Genomic DNA, 15,090 nt, shown 5'->3' with positions numbered 1-15,090 from the left:
GCGATGGCATACGGATAAGCGCCGCCGCCCTCAGCGCAAACCGTCGCGAAACTGCCCCGGGGTGATCCCGGTCCAGCGCTTGAACGCCCGGCTGAAGCTGCTGGTATCGGCAAACCCCAGCAGATAGCTGACTTCGCTCAGCGAACACTGCGGATCACGCAGGTGCAGCAGCGCGAGGTTCTCCCGGCATTCGTTGAGCAGCGTGTCATAGCGCGCGCCTTCATCGGCCAGGTGCCGTTGCAGGCTGCGCAGGCTCAGGTGCAACGTCTGGGCGATGCGCTCCGCCGACGGCTCGCCTTCCGGCAACTGGGCCTCGATGGCCTCACGCACGCGCCGCTCCCAGGTCAGTGGCTTCAGTTGCGCCAAGGTCCGGTTGAGCACCGTCTCGTTGTGTTCGGCCAGCTCCGGGTTGGCATCGTCCAGGTGACTGTCGAAATCGCTACAGGCGAACTCCAGCAGATCCTCCTTGGCGCTGAAGAACACCGGCGCGCGGAACACCGTGTGCCAGGGCGTCGGATCGGCCGGTTCCGGACGCCGCAGATGCACCGCCAGCGGCGCGTAATCGCGGCCCAGGCGGTTGCGGCAGGTGCGCACATAGATCGAAACGAAGGCATCGATGGCTTCGGGAGCCGGTGCCGGGCCGTCCGTCGGCACTTGCAGGCGAAAACGATAGCGTTCGCCCTCGCGGCTGAACTCCAGTCCCAGGGCATCGCTGACCACCTGGTGATACCGCACGATCCGTTCGAACACCTCGCGCAGGCTGCCGCTGGCCACCAGCGCGTAGCCGAGGGCGTGGAAGGTGGTCGGGCTGACAAAACGCGAGACCCGCAAACCGATGGCCGGGTCGCCGCTGCTGGCCACGGCCAACTCCCACAGGCGGGTAGTGGCCGACAGCGGGTAGCGGGCGTTGGGGTCGTCCATCAGTTGCGGGTCGAGCCCGGCTTCGTGGCACAGGGCGGCGCTGTCGAGGCCCAGGGCGTCGAGCTGTTTGCGCAGGGCGCGGGTCCAGCTGGAGAGCGAGGTCGGTTCAGGCATGTTGGCGTATCCGGTCAACGGGTTGGCGTTCGCGGCTACGACCTCTGATGCTGCAACGGCGCAGGATACGAACATCAATAACTAGAGGATGGAATCATGGACGGTGTTTGCGCAAGTCCCGAACGCATGAATGCTCAACAACGATCCGCCTATATTCGCGAAAAGGTCATGTCCCGGGGCGTCGAATTGCGTCGGCGCTACCCGCTGTTGAATCATCAGGACGCCCTGGGCGCGGGCATCCTGGCGCTCGCCCTGGCCGGAATGATCGGTTCGGCGGCGCTTTATGTGGGTGGATACCTGGCTTGGTGGGGGTGTTTGTTACTGAATGCTTTTTTTGCCTCGCTGACCCACGAGCTGGAACACGACCTGATCCACAGCATGTATTTCCGCAAGCAGCGGGTGCCGCACAACCTGATGCTGGCGCTGGTCTGGCTGGCACGGCCGAGCACCATCAACCCGTGGATCCGCCGCCATCTGCACCTCAATCATCACAAGGTTTCCGGCACCGAGGCAGACATGGAAGAGCGCGCCATTACCAATGGCGAGCCCTGGGGGATTGCCCGCTTGCTGATGGTCGGCGACAACGTGATGTCTTCGCTGATCCGCATGCTGCGGGCCAAGACCTGGACCCACAAGTTCAGCATTCTCAAGCGTACGCTCAGGGTCTATGCGCCACTGGCGCTGCTGCACTGGGGCGCCTGGTATGTGTTTCTCGGGTTCCACGCGGCCAACGGGATCGCCGGGCTGCTGGGCAGCTCCATCGACTGGTCGGCTCATACCCTGGCGGTGATGCAGGTGATCGATATCGCGGTGGTGGTGATCATCGGGCCGAATGTGCTGCGGACCTTCTGCCTGCATTTCGTCAGTTCGAACATGCACTACTACGGGGATCTCGAGGCGGGCAACGTGATCCAGCAGACCCAGGTGCTCAATCCCTGGTGGCTGTGGCCATTGCAGGCGTTCTGCTTCAACTTCGGCAGCACCCACGGGATTCATCATTTCGTGGTCAAGGAACCGTTCTATATCCGCCAGATGACCGCGCCGGTGGCACACAGGGTGATGGCCGAGATGGGTGTGCGTTTCAATGATTTCGGGACCTTCGGACGGGCCAACCGGTTTGTCCGGCCAGAGCGCCAAAGCCCGCAGGAAGTGAGCTCGGCGCAAGGCTGAGGGGCTCCTCTCAGCAGGCAATAAACGTCAGGGGCAGGTCGCGAATCTGCTCGGGAACCGGCGTCTGGTAATGGCCGTCGCTGGTCAGCTCGTGGAGCAGTTCCTCGCGCAACTGGTGAAAATCGAAGCTGCTGCGTTGGCGCGGATGGGGCAGGGCGATCTCGACCACCTGCTTGATCCGCCCGGGACGCGGCTCCATCACCACCACCCGGTCGGCGAGGAAAATCGCTTCTTCGACATCATGGGTGACCAGCAGCGTGGTGATCCTGGCCCGGGCGCGAATGGCCAGGAGTTCGTCCTGCATCTGTTGGCGGGTCAATGCATCGAGGGCGCCGAACGGCTCGTCCAGCAACAGGATGCGTGGACTCGCCACCAGCCCACGGGCAATCGCCACGCGCTGGGCCATGCCACCGGACAGTTGGTGCGGGTAGGCGCGAGTGAAATCCCCCAGGCCCACCAACTGGATGAAATCATTGATGCGCTGCTGACGCTCAGCCTTGCTCAGCGGTTCGTTGACCAGGCCCAGGCCGATATTTTCCTCGACCGTCAGCCAGGGAAACAGCCGGTGTTCCTGGAACACGATGCCGCGCTCGCTGCCGATGCCTTCGACCGCCTTGCCATCGACCCGGATCTCACCACGAAAGGCTGTGTCCAGGCCGACCAGCAGGCGCAGCAAGGTGGATTTGCCGCAACCGCTGGAACCGACAATGGCGACGAACTCACCCTCGGCGATATCCAGGCTGAACTCATGAATGGCTTCCAGCTCGATGCCGTCGACATCGAAGGATTTGCCGACCTGGTTGAAGCTGACAATCGGAGCGTTCATGCGTGTCTCCAGCGGGTGGCGCGGGTTTCGAGGTGTTGGCCGAGCAGGTTGATCAGCGCGCCGGTAAGGCCCACCACAAGCATGCCGCTCATGATCACGTCCATGCGCAGCAACTGCTGGGCGCCGATCATCAGCGCGCCGATGCCGCCGTTGGACGGCATGAAATATTCGGCGCCGAGGGTCCCGAGCCAGGCATAGATCAGGCTCAGGCGCAGCCCGGCGAAAATCCCCGGCGCGGCACCGGGTAGCACCAGCTTGCGCAGCCGTTGCCAGAGACTCAGGCGCAGCACTTGCGCGGCCTCGGTCAACTGCGGCGAGAGGTTGGCGACACTGCGTTGGGTGGCGATAAACAGCGGGAAGAAGGCGGCGAGGGCGACGAACACGGCCTTGGCCAGCTCGCCGAGGCCGAACCAGGCGGTGATCAGTGGTACCCAGGCGAAAATAGCGATCTGGCGCAGGGCCGACAGGCTCGGGCCGAGCAGCCGTTCGCCGGTTTTCGACAGCCCCAGCAACAGCCCGAGGCCAAAGCCCAGCGAGCCGCCGAGGAGCAGCCCGGCGAGGGTCCGTTGCAAGCTCAGGCCCAGGCTGGTGGGCAGGCTGCCGTCGAGTGTCCCGCGCCAGGTGCTGTGCAGCACCGCCAGTGGGCTGGCCAGGATATTCCCGTCGACCCACTGCTGGTCGCTCGCCACTTGCCAGAGCACCAGCAGGATCAGCGGCAGCAGCCAGGGTTGCAGGCGTTGCCAGCCGTGATAGCGCGGGCCGGGGGGGATCTGCGCCGTCGCCGGGTGCGGCCAGTGCACCAGGCGTCGGTCGAGCAGGCCGATGCCACGGTCCATCAACACGCCGAGCACACCGATGACCAGGACGCAGACGAAGACGATATCGAGCATGAACAGTTGCCGGGCATAGACCATCAGGTAGCCGATGCCTTCGCTGGAGGCCAACAGTTCCACGGCCAGCAGCGAGGTCCAACCGGCGGCCAGCGCCAGGCGCAGGCCGGCCATGAACGCCGGCAGGGCAGCGGGCAGGATCAGCCGCCGGATCAACAGATACGGTGGCAGCCGCAAGACCGCCGCGGCTTCGCGCAGCCTGGGTTGGGCATCACGCACGCCGACCAGGGTGTGCAGGGTCACCGGGACCACGATGGCCTTGATCAGCACCACCAGCTTGAGCACTTCGCCGATGCCGAAAAACACCATGAACAGCGGAATCCAGGCCAGGGTCGGGATTTGTGCGAGGGCGCTGAAGGTGGGAAATACCCAGCGTTCCGCACGTCGACTGAAACCCAGCGTGGCACCGAGCAGGGCGCCGATGCCGACGCCCGCCAGCAAACCACGGAACAGCCGCTGCAGACTTATCCACAGATGCCCCCACAGTTCGCCGCCGGCCAGTTCCACGGCGCTTTGCCCGACCAGCGAAGGCGGCGGCAGGATCTGCTCGCTCATCCAGTGTTGCCGGCTGGCAACCCACCACAGGGTGGCCAGCGCCAGCGGCAACAGCCAGGGCAACAGGCGCGGACTCAGTCTGGGCCAACCACGGCGCTGCCCGGACGGCGGCAGCGCCAGCGGCAGGCTGAGGAGCGAAACACGGGCCATGGCAGACCTCCGTTGTCGGTTTTCCGGGCAATGCACGGCACTGGATTGAATATGCTTGTTAGGTCTATAAAAAATCTTATCGATTCTATTGGGAGATAAGAGAAGCCATTTAAGGCTTGTGCAGGGCACGCATCCAATGCATTTGAAGAATATTTTCGATGCGTTTTATGCATGCCGCTCCAGGACCCTTGTTCCAGCGCTTATATTCCTTAAGGTTACTAAAATGTGAATTATTAGTATTTTATTGTTATGGATGGCTATGCCTACCTTCAGCGACTCGAAGCCCGTTGCCAAGGAGCACCACCCATGAAAACCCTGTTCAAAGGCAGCCTTGCTCGCCTGTTCGCCACCACCGCTCTAGCGGGCGTCCTGGGCGCCCTGCCGCTGTTGGCCACGGCGGCCGAGGTCAAGGAAATCCGCATCGCCGTGCCCGACCTGAGTGCCGGCACCGAGCACAGCGGCGGTGGTGTGGTGGATGTGCTGCGCAGCCGGCAGATCTTCGAAAAGGCCTTTGCCGACCAAGGCATCAAGGTGCAGTGGAATTTCTTCAAGGGCGCAGGGCCGGTGATCAATGAAGCCTTCGCCAACGGCCAGGTGGATTTCGCCTACCTGGGGGACCTGGCGGCGATCATCGGCAAATCGAACGGGCTGGATACCCGGCTGTTGAGCGCGACGGCACGCGGGGTCAAGCAATACCTCGGCGTGGTGCCCGGTTCGGGGATCAAGACCCTGCAGGACCTCAAGGGCAAACGCGTGGCGGTGTTCCGTGGCACCGCCAGCCAGCTGTCCTTCGATGCCGCACTGGCCAGCCAGGGCTTGAGCGAGAAGGACTTCAAGGTGATCAACCTGGATTTCAGCGCGGCGGTCGCGGCGTTGGCGGCCAAGCAGATCGACGCCTCCTGGGGCAGCTCGAACCTGACGGCGTTGCAGGCCAAGGGGCTGGCTGAGTTGCCGGTGAGCACCAGGGATCTGGGCGGTGCCGGGAGTATCCAGAGCGTGCTGGTGGGCTCCGGCGCCTTTGTCGATGCGCATCCGGACGTGGTCGACAAGCTGCTCAAGGCCCAGCAGCAAGCGGTGGAGTGGCTGACCCAGGATGGCAACAAGGACGCCTATGTGCAGTTGGTGTCGGGGCTGGCAAGTTATCCACAGGTGATTTTGCAGCAGGACCTGAAAGACGAGAAACTCAGCGAGATTTTCCCTTCGCAACTGGACCCGGTGTTCCTTGGTAAATTGCAGGGCTCGGTGGACCTGGCATCCCAGCAGAAGCTGATTCGCAAGCCGTTCAAGGTGACGGACTGGGTGGCGCCGAATCTGGCGGCGGCGGGGATCTAGACCGCAACCCTGTCCTCCTGGGTATCCACTGCCACCAACGTCTCGATCATCGCCCGCGCCGCCGGTGACAGCCGGAACCCGGTGCGGCTGACGATCCCGCAGCGGGCGTTCATGCTCTCGATGTTCTGCGGCAGGTTGCGCCAGTGCAGCAGCACCAGCGAGCCCTGTTCCACGTCCTCGATAAACGCCTCCTGGGTGCCGACGCCAATTGCATTGGACTGCCGGACGATCTTCACCAGCGCCGGAAAATGCTCGGTCTCGATATTCGGCGAAAAATCCGTGCGCCCGCTGAGGTTCGCCAGCAGCTTGCGAATGCCTGGCGGAATCAGCGTGGTCGCCAGCGGATAGTCGAACATATCGTTGGTCGACAGGCTTTCCTTGGCCAGCAACGGATGCCCTGGCCGGCAGAAAAACACCCCGCGCTTGGGCGTCAGCGCCTGGGTCTGGAAGTTCGGATCGGCCTCGAAATGGCGGATGTCGGCGATAAAGAATTCGATCTCCTCGCGACTCAGGCTGCGGCTGAGTTTTTCCCAGTTATCCACATGGAATCTGGTCCTCACTTTCGGGTGGGCATTGATAAACCGCGCCACCGCCTCCGGTACCAGTTTCACTGCTGGCGCCGGGCCGCAGCCGAAGCGCAGCTCACCGGCATCGAGCTTGGTCATCTGGGTCACTTCGGCGCTCAGCAGCGCCGCGCCCTGGACCAGGGTCAAGGCATGTTGCAGCACCACCTGGCCTTCAGGCGTCGGGCGCAAATCCTTGTTGCCACGGTCCACCAGCACGCAGCCGAACTCCTGTTCCAGCCCCTGGATACTGCGGCTGAAGGCCGGTTGGGTGATACCCATGGCGTCCGCCGCGCGGACAAAACTGCGGTGTTCATTGAGGGCGATGAAGTAGCGCAGTTGGCGAAGATCCATATGCTTTCCTGGCATCCGAAAAATAGCTCGAAGGCATTTGCGACGAGCGAGGCTTGAGGTTTTAAATGCAAGCTCTTATTCCGTCAACGAAGCATGTGTATATCTATTAGATCTAAATTGAATATAGATAGAGCGTTGTTTCGCGACGGCTCAAACCGTAAGCAGTCCGACGAGGGTTCACCCATGAGCAATGCCGCACTCGCTGTAAAACCCGTTGTGCACGCGCTGGATATTCATCCGGTGGCCGGTCGTATTGGCGCCGAGATCCGTGGCGTCGAGCTTTCCGGCGAGCTGGAGGCCGGCGTGATCGAGGCGATCCAGCAGGCGCTGGTGCAGTACAAGGTGGTTTTCTTCCGGGGCCAGACCCATCTCGATGACCAGAGCCAAGAGGCTTTTTCTCATCTGCTCGGCGAGCCGGTGGCGCACCCGACGGTGCCGGTGCGTGACGGTACGCGTTATCTGCTGGAGCTGGACGGTGCACAAGGCCAGCGGGCCAATTCCTGGCACACCGACGTGACCTTCGTCGACGCCTATCCGAAAGCCTCGATCCTGCGTTCGGTGCTGGCGCCGGCCTCCGGCGGCGACACGGTGTGGGCGAATACGGCAGCGGCCTACGAGGAGCTGGCGCCGGAGTTGCGCGAGCTGGCGGACAAGCTCTGGGCGGTGCACAGCAACGAATACGACTACGCCGGTTCGCGGCCGAATGTCTCGGCGGAGAAGCTGGAGCGTTACCGCCAGATCTTCACTTCGACGGTATACGAGACCGAGCATCCGGTGGTGCGGGTACATCCCATCAGCGGTGAGAAGAGTCTGTTGCTGGGGCACTTCGTCAAACGTATCAAGGGCTATTCGCTGGCGGACTCGGCGCATTTGTTCAACCTGTTGCAGAGCCATGTGACGCGTTTGGAAAACACCGTGCGCTGGCGCTGGCAGAGCGGCGATGTGGCGATCTGGGATAACCGTTCGACCCAGCATTACGCGGTGGACGATTACGGGACCCAGGAGCGCATCGTGCGGCGGGTGACGCTCAAGGGCGAAGTGCCGGTGGGCGTGCATGGGCAGCGGAGCCAGACGATCAAGGGGGCTTGAGTTTGCGGTGACAGGTGAGGTCATGTGGTGAGCGGGCAAGCCCGCTCGCCACATTGAGATCACACTTGGCTGGTGGCCCTCAAGGTTTTACCACACCCCGATCTGCACCACCTTCTCCGCCTCCGGCTCGCCATAACGAAAGCGCTGCCCGCGCAGATCGATTTCCTGATGGCTGATGGTGGTCCGGCGCTTCAACCCGCGCAGCCACTCGAACAGATACCCCGAGTGCTCTTCACGCACCGCCGCCAAGGCCGGATCGGCGCCCAGGTCATGCAGTTCCTGCGGGTCGTTTTCCAGGTCGAACAACTGCGGCCGAAATCCGTCATACGCCAGGTACTTCCAGCGCTCGCTACGGACCATGGTCATCCGGCAACGATCGATCGGTTGCGCCAGCCGCTCCCGGGCCGGGGCCTGGAAGGCGTAGTCGTATTCGGCGATGGCATAGCGGCGCCAGGCCGGTTGCGCTCCATGCAGCAGCGGCACCAGCGACCGTCCCTCCAACCGATGTTCCGCCGACGGCAGACCCAGTGCTTCGAGAAACGTCGGCAGCGCATCGATGGTTTCCACCAGGCGCTCATCCACCGTACCCCGGGTGCTATCCGCCGCCGCCCGCGGGTCGCGCACGATCAATGGCACGCCGACCGCCTGCTCCAGCAGGAACTCCTTTTCGCCGAGAAAATGATCGCCGAGAAAATCCCCGTGATCGCTGGTGAACACGATCAGGGTGTCGTCCCAGCGGCCGCTGCTTTCGAGCACGTCGAACAGCCGCCCGAGCTGGTCGTCGACCTGCTTGATCAGGCCCATATAGGTCGGGACCACATTCAGCCGCACCTCGTCCCTGGAGAAATTCAGGCTTTCCTCATGCTGGCGGAAGGCGCTGTAGACCGGGTGATCACTGGCCGCGCCCGGTGCCGGACGGACCGCCGGCAGCACCTGCTCGCGGCCATACAGCGCGTGGTACGGCGCGGGGGCGATATAGGGCCAATGCGGTTTGATATACGACAGGTGCAGGCACCACGGCTGCTCGCCCTGTTCGCTGATGAAGTCGATGGCGCGGTCGGTGGTGTGGACCGTTTCCGAGTGTTGTTCCGCTACTCGCGCCGGCAAATGGGCGTGGCGCATTTGCCAGCCGCTGAGGATCTCGCCGTTTTCGCCTTCGGCGGCGTTGGCCCAGTCATGCCAGGGGTTTGTGCCGTTATAGCCGAGGTCGCGCAGGTAATGGGTGTAGGGCGCCGACTCGCGTTTATCGGCGAACAGCGGGTCATCGGGGTAGATGCCGTCATGGCGTGAGTAGGCTTCGAAACCGACTTCGTTGAAGGGCTCGGCCTGAAGGCTGTCGGGGTCGATGGCCAGTCGCTGCAGGGCGTCGAGATTGGGCGTGGCGTGGGTCTTGCCGACCAGGGCGGTGCGGATGCCGTGGGGCCGCAGGTAGTCGCCGAGGGTCAGTTCTTCCAGCGGTAGCGGCACGGCGTTCCAGGCCACTTGATGGCTGCTGACGTAACGCCCGGTATAGGCCGACATCCGCGACGGCCCGCAGATGGTGCCCTGGGTGTAGGCGCGGCTGAAGCGCACGCCGGCGGCGGCCAGGCGGTCGATATTCGGCGTGTGCAGATGGGGGTGGCCGTAGCAGGACAGATAATCGCGACGCAGTTGGTCGCACATGATGTAAAGCACGTTGCGCACGTGGGGCATGGAGGTTCACCGCAGCGGAGGACAAGTGAGGGATTTCGCGTTTTGGCGCGATTTTCGGCAAGCGCATTTGGCGACTGTTTTCTATGCATGGTGTGCATGGGGTGAGTCTCGCTCAGACAGCCATTTGCTCCAGGCTGCACACCTCACCCACCTCCAGCGCATCCTCGCTCTTGATCTGCTCGATCATCGCCTCGGCCAGCGGCGACAACCGATACCCGGCCCGGCTGACAATCCCATACCGCGTATACAACTCCTCCAGATCCTCCGCCAACCCCTCGATCTTCAGCCTTACCAACCCGCCCCGGGCGTACTCCCAGGCATCGCTGTTCTCCCCGCAGATACCAATGGCATCCGACCTCAAAACCACCCCCAACAGGCTGAACGCACTTTCACACTCCACCTGCGGAGTGAAATCCGGGCGACCGCTGAGGTCGACGATCACCTTGCGCAAGTTCGGCGGACGAATCGTCGAGGCCAGGGGATAACTCAGCAATTGCCCGGCCGTCACGCTCTCCTGAGCCGCCAGCGGATGCCCGGCCCGGCAGCAGAAGTACCACTTGCGTGGCCGCAGGCGCTGGGTCAGGTAATCCGGGTTGGCCTCGAAGCTGCGGGTGTCGGCGACGAAAAATTCGAACTCATCGTTCAACAGCCGTTTGCTCAGGCTCTGCCAGTCATCCACCTGGAACTGCACCCGGGCTTTCGGATAGCGCCCGATGAAGTGGCCGATGGCCCGTGGGATCAACCCCGAGGCCGGCGCCGGCCCGCAGCCGAAGCGCACCTCGCCGGCCTCCAGGCCGTTGAACTGGCTGATTTCATTGGCCAGTTGCTGGGCGCCGCTGACCAGTCGGCGAGCATGTTCGAGCAACACCTGGCCCTGTTTGGTCGGCGCCAGGTCCTTGCGTCCGCGATCCACCAACTGACACCCGGCACTGTGCTCCAGGGCCTGGATGCTGCGGCTGAACGCTGACTGCGAGAGGTTCACCGCCGTGGCCGCGGCGACAAAACTGCGCTGCTCGGCGAGGGCGATGAAGTGACGGAGTTGACGCAGGTCGATATGCATTTTTCACATGGAAAATATCGGGGAAATGCATTGGCTATGCATTACGTCGATTCCTTATAAAGGCAATCTCTTATGCAGTAAATATCTGTAAAAACATAAATAAATAACTTTAAAGAATATACGGGATGTATATTTTTTGACCAGGAGCCGCCCATGAATTCGTTCAACTTTGCCTTGCATCACCCTTCGCGGCGGCTCAAGCGCTTGCCCCTGGCCCTGTTGCTGGCGGGGAGTGCCAGTTGGTCTCTGGGCCAGGCCGCCGAGAGCGAAGCCCCGCCGGACCCGGCACCCGTGGCCAGTACCAGCAAGCCCAAGGCCGACAGCGGCCAGTTGGAAACCGTGACCGTCACCGCCCGGCGCCGGGAAGAAAGCTCCCAGAGCGTGCCCGTGCCCATCAGCGTGATCGGTGGCCAGGCCCTGGAAAGCCAGCGGGTCTATCGCATCCAGGATCTGCAGCAACTGGTGCCCAGCGTCAACGTCGCCTACATGCATGCGCGCCAGTCCAGCGTGTCGATTCGCGGCCTGGGCAACAACCCGGCCAGCGATGGCCTGGAGGGCAGCGTCGGGCTGTATATCGACAACGTCTACCTGAGTCGTCCGGGCATGGCCGTATTCGACCTGATGGATATCGAGCAGCTGGAAGTGTTGCGCGGTCCCCAGGGCACGCTGTTCGGCAAGAACACCACCGCCGGGGTGATCAATATCAATACCCGGGCACCGAGTTTCACACCGGAGCGCAGCATTGAAAGTTCGGCAGGCGAGGATGGTTACTTCCAGACCAAGGGCACGATTTCCGGGCCGATCACCGATCAATTGGCCGGGCGCCTGTCGGCCTATCGCACCAGCAGCGATGGCGATATCAAGAACGAATACAACGGCCATGAGCTGGACGGCGGCTCGCGGGACGGCTTTCGCGGACAGCTGTTGTTCAAGCCCAACGAAAACTTCAGCCTGCGCTGGATCGGCGACTACAACGAAGAAGACTCCAGCGCCGGGACCCGCGTGCTCTACAGCACCGGCCCGACCATCAATGGCGTAAACCTTTACCAGGCGCGGGCTGCCGCGGCCGGGGCGACCCTCGCCGATGGCCGGAATCGGCAAGTGAATCTCGACGGTCAGCAACACGTCGGGGTGTTCCAGGGCGGCACTTCCCTGGAGGCCAACTGGACCCTGCCCAACAATTTCACCCTGACGTCCATCAGCGCCTATCGCTGGTGGAACTTCACTCCGCGCAACGACGACGGGCTCAACGTCCCGGCCGCCTACAACTCCGGGGTCTCGGTGGAGGATACCCAGTGGTCCCAGGAGGTGCGCCTGGCCTCGCCCACGGGTGGGTTCTTCGACTATGTGCTGGGGGCGTACTACTTCGGCTCGAAGCTGGATAACCAGAGCTTCAGCTACTACGGCCCCAAGGCGGATATCTGGAACGGCACCCCCACGGGCGCGTTGAACAACGTCACCAGCATCGGCAACGGGCATATCGACACCGACAGTTTCGCCCTCTTCGCCCAGGGCACCTGGCACCTGACTGAGCGCCTCGACTTCACCGCCGGCCTGCGCGGCAGCTACGAGGAAAAAAGTGCCTGGGTGACCCGCGATGCACCGGTTGGCGGTGCAGCCGTGAGCGGTGCCGCCGCCACGGCCCGAGCCGGCCGCGCCGGTGCCTATGACTCCGGTAACCTGAGCCTGTACAGCATCAGCCCGTCGGGCCTGCTGAACCTGAGCTATCGCTTCACCGACGACCTGTTGGGTTATGCGACCTTGTCCCACGGTGAAAAATCCGGCGGTGTCAGCCTCGCGGTGGGAACGGCCCCAACGGCCGGTGCCGGCTCGCTGCTGGTCGGCAGCGAGCGCGCCAACAACGCCGAACTGGGTTTCAAGAGCACCCTGTGGGACAAGCGCCTGCAGCTCAACGCCAACCTGTTCTGGACCCAGGTCAACGGATACCAGACCAACGCCTATGACTACGACACCCGTGTGCAATACCTGACCAACGCCGGTTCCGTGCGCTCGCGCGGGCTGGAAGTGGAGAGCACGCTGATTCCCCTGCGCGGCCTGACCCTCAATCTCAACGGCTCCTATAACGATGTGCGTTACATGTCCTACAAGGATGCGCCGTGCGCGCCCGAGGTCGCCCTGCAACCCGGGGCGCCGGCTTCCTGCGACCTCACCGGGCACCAGGTGGCGGGGGCGTCGAAGTGGATTGCCAACGCCAATGGCGAATACAAATGGAACCTGGATAACGGCTGGGAAGAATACGTCACCGGCAGCTACGCCTTCCGCTCCAAGGCCGCCGGTACGGTCGAGGACTCCGCCTATGGGCAGATTCCCAGCTATGCGGTGGTCAACCTGTCCACCGGCTTGCGCGGCGATTTCAAGCAGGGCCAATGGGATGTGTCGTTGTGGTTGAAGAACGCCTTCGACAAGACCTACTACACCACCCTCTGGACCGGCGGCAATGGCGGCTATGAAGGACTGCTCGGCACGCCGCGGACCCTCGGGGTGACCGGGCGCTATGACTTCTGAGTCCATTCAGTGAAGAGTTGGTTATATATAACTCATCCGTCAAACAAGTTATTCACAATGCTCATGGTTCATATAGCCAATCGATTGAGAAATAACCGGTGGTGCAATTGGACAGGCGTTACAAGTCCAACCATGCTGGGTGTCGTGAGTTTCAGGAGAACCTCACTTTCAGTGGAAGAGTGTATTAACGACATAAGGAGAACGCATCATGTCGAGCATCAATGGAACTTATGTAAACGCCAACTCTGACGCCAAACTGGTCGTGACCGACGGTAACGACTCGAACGGTTCCTTCAGCGGGCAGATCACCCAGGCCGGTGTGAACTACAACGTGACGGGCCACTACCACTTCCAGAACAGCACCGGCCAGCCCACGATCATCGCCTTCACTGGCTACAATGATGGTCACGGCTATGTCACCTTTGCCGCCTTCTCCCCCGACCACAACTACGGGCGACTGAGAGCAAGCGGTTCACGCAGCACCTTTGACGGCCAAGTGGTCGGTCTGGGGGGCGAGTTCGTCAAACAGTAATAAAGGCAACACACTATACTGCCAGGCCAACGAACGGGTGAGTGGCGGATGCTGCTCATCCGCTCGATGTACTGGCGGTATGTTTTGTCGTGTGTGTTAATTATTAAATACGCCATTTTATTGTTTGCACTTCCCTCTTTCTTACATCCGAATCCTTCTTCCTGTTTCTTTGCCATCCGCGCGGTTGTCCGTGTGGTGATCGCCGCTGCGTGTTTGAAATCGCTCATCAAGTAGCGGTTTTGAGCCTTGAAGGCATGCCTTGAGCGAATATTTTCAATGCCTGAAAAGCATGGCTTCCCGGGCGATTGGCTGGAGCCCTTGAAACACGCGGCCTTGAGCGGCGCACTGAAAATCAATATTCATTTTTGTTCTATGTATAATTTTAAATATTACTTTAAGGCCTAAGCAGCCTCCGTGGATCATCGGCACCTCGACGCCGCCAAGCGCGCCTCGACGATTTTTTGCTGAAGACCGCAGGAGTTATTCAATGGGCAATGTCCAGACCGCTGCCAGTGCACATGAGGTGCGCAGGCCTCAGGCACCGGGTGGCGAGTTGGTCGACCTCGGCCGGCCCCACCGCGCGCCGCTGGGGCAATTGCGTCTGCAGAAAGTGCCCAAGGGCATCCTCAGCCGACGCGAGGCGATCTTGCTCGGTGTGTTCGCGCTGGTGCTGCATGGCGCGGTGATCTACTGGCTGAGCCAGAAGGAAACCCCGGTGCTGCCGGTGGTGCCGCCGGAAATCCCACCGATGACCATCGAGTTCTCCCAACCGGCTCCGCCTGTGGTTGAACCGCCGCCTCCACCCCCTCCGCCTCCGCCGCCCCCACCGGTGGTCGAGCCGCCGCCGCCGGTGGTCGATGAGCTGGCGGCCAAACCGCCGCCGCCCAAGCCGATACCCAAGCCCAAGGTCAAGCCGGTTCCCAAGCCTGAGCCGAAACCTGCGCCCAAGCCGGTCGAGCAACCGCCCGCGCCGCCACAACCGGCGGCTCGGGCAGCGCCACCCGCGCCGCCGACTCCGGCACCGGTGACCCCGGCTTCGGCCAGCGCCGCGTACCTGAAGAACCCGGCGCCGGAATATCCGCAGCTGGCCCAGCGTCGCGGTTGGGAAGGCACGGTCTTGTTGCGGGTGCAGGTCCTGGCCAGCGGTAAACCGGGCGAGATCCAGATTCAGAAAACCAGTGGTCGCCAGCAACTCGACGACGCCGCGTTGGCAGCGGTCAAGCGTTGGAGCTTTGTCCCGGCCAAGCAGGGCGATGTCGCCCAGGTCGGCTGGGTCAGCGTACCCATCGACTTCAAGATCCACTGATCGGCACCCA

At 62.5% G+C, this 15,090-nt stretch carries 12 protein-coding genes; 6 read left to right on the top strand and 6 right to left on the bottom strand.

From position 1 onward, the window contains the following. Positions 1-30 precede the first annotated feature (30 nt). Entirely contained in the window at positions 31-1,035 is a 1,005-nt protein-coding gene (locus tag CWE01_RS21910) for an AraC family transcriptional regulator (protein ID WP_100942637.1), read from the bottom strand. 96 nt (positions 1,036-1,131) lie between these two features. On the opposite strand from CWE01_RS21910, the gene CWE01_RS21905 reads away from it, so the two are divergent. Next, on the top strand, positions 1,132-2,205 hold the full coding sequence (locus CWE01_RS21905) for a fatty acid desaturase (protein WP_100942636.1): 1,074 nt from the start codon (positions 1,132-1,134) through the stop codon (positions 2,203-2,205). Between the two features lie 10 nt (positions 2,206-2,215). Here CWE01_RS21905 and CWE01_RS21900 read toward each other — a convergent pair whose 3' ends face one another. Then, positions 2,216-3,031, bottom strand: coding sequence for an ABC transporter ATP-binding protein (locus CWE01_RS21900; protein WP_100942635.1), 816 nt, complete (start codon positions 3,029-3,031; stop codon positions 2,216-2,218). Continuing rightward, positions 3,028-4,626 carry an ABC transporter permease gene (locus CWE01_RS21895; protein WP_100942634.1) on the bottom strand — a complete coding sequence of 533 codons (1,599 nt, stop codon included), beginning with the start codon at positions 4,624-4,626 and terminating at the stop codon, positions 3,028-3,030. Before CWE01_RS21895 ends, CWE01_RS21900 begins: the two co-directional genes overlap by 4 nt. Positions 4,627-4,932: 306 nt before the next feature. On the opposite strand from CWE01_RS21895, the gene CWE01_RS21890 reads away from it, so the two are divergent. After that, positions 4,933-5,958 (top strand): ABC transporter substrate-binding protein, encoded by a 1,026-nt coding sequence (locus tag CWE01_RS21890; protein ID WP_100942633.1) that lies wholly within the window; start codon positions 4,933-4,935, stop codon positions 5,956-5,958. Here the strand turns inward: CWE01_RS21890 and CWE01_RS21885 are convergent. Next, positions 5,955-6,875: a LysR family transcriptional regulator gene (locus CWE01_RS21885; protein WP_100942632.1), complete on the bottom strand. Its 921-nt coding sequence runs from the start codon at positions 6,873-6,875 to the stop codon at positions 5,955-5,957. The genes CWE01_RS21890 and CWE01_RS21885 overlap by 4 nt on opposite strands. A 183-nt stretch (positions 6,876-7,058) precedes the next feature. Between CWE01_RS21885 and CWE01_RS21880 the strand changes: the two genes are divergently transcribed. Next, complete coding sequence (locus tag CWE01_RS21880) at positions 7,059-7,964, top strand: TauD/TfdA family dioxygenase (RefSeq protein WP_100942631.1); 906 nt, start codon at positions 7,059-7,061, stop codon at positions 7,962-7,964. An 87-nt stretch (positions 7,965-8,051) separates the two neighbouring features. Here the strand turns inward: CWE01_RS21880 and CWE01_RS21875 are convergent, their stop codons facing one another. Next, entirely contained in the window at positions 8,052-9,656 is a 1,605-nt protein-coding gene (locus CWE01_RS21875; protein WP_100942630.1) for an alkaline phosphatase family protein, read from the bottom strand. A 112-nt stretch (positions 9,657-9,768) separates the two neighbouring features. Then, positions 9,769-10,716 carry a LysR family transcriptional regulator gene (locus CWE01_RS21870; RefSeq protein ID WP_100942629.1) on the bottom strand — a complete coding sequence of 316 codons (948 nt, stop codon included), beginning with the start codon at positions 10,714-10,716 and terminating at the stop codon, positions 9,769-9,771. A 153-nt stretch (positions 10,717-10,869) separates the two neighbouring features. On the opposite strand from CWE01_RS21870, the gene CWE01_RS21865 reads away from it, so the two are divergent. The 3 genes from CWE01_RS21865 to CWE01_RS21855 all read left to right on the top strand — a co-directional run bounded on the left by CWE01_RS21865 (position 10,870) and on the right by CWE01_RS21855 (position 15,080). After that, positions 10,870-13,242 carry a TonB-dependent receptor gene (locus CWE01_RS21865; RefSeq protein WP_100942628.1) on the top strand — a complete coding sequence of 791 codons (2,373 nt, stop codon included), beginning with the start codon at positions 10,870-10,872 and terminating at the stop codon, positions 13,240-13,242. A gap of 208 nt (positions 13,243-13,450) precedes the next feature. Beyond that, on the top strand, positions 13,451-13,774 hold the full coding sequence (locus CWE01_RS21860) for a hypothetical protein (RefSeq protein WP_100942627.1): 324 nt from the start codon (positions 13,451-13,453) through the stop codon (positions 13,772-13,774). 487 nt (positions 13,775-14,261) lie between these two features. Continuing rightward, positions 14,262-15,080, top strand: coding sequence for an energy transducer TonB (locus CWE01_RS21855; protein WP_100942626.1), 819 nt, complete (start codon positions 14,262-14,264; stop codon positions 15,078-15,080). Positions 15,081-15,090 lie beyond the last annotated feature (10 nt).

This window comes from Pseudomonas sp. QS1027 (genome assembly GCF_002814235.1).
Classification (GTDB): Bacteria; Pseudomonadota; Gammaproteobacteria; order Pseudomonadales; family Pseudomonadaceae; genus Aquipseudomonas.
The sequence above is the reverse complement of the archived record's forward strand: the minus strand, read 5'-3'. Positions and strand labels throughout refer to the sequence as shown.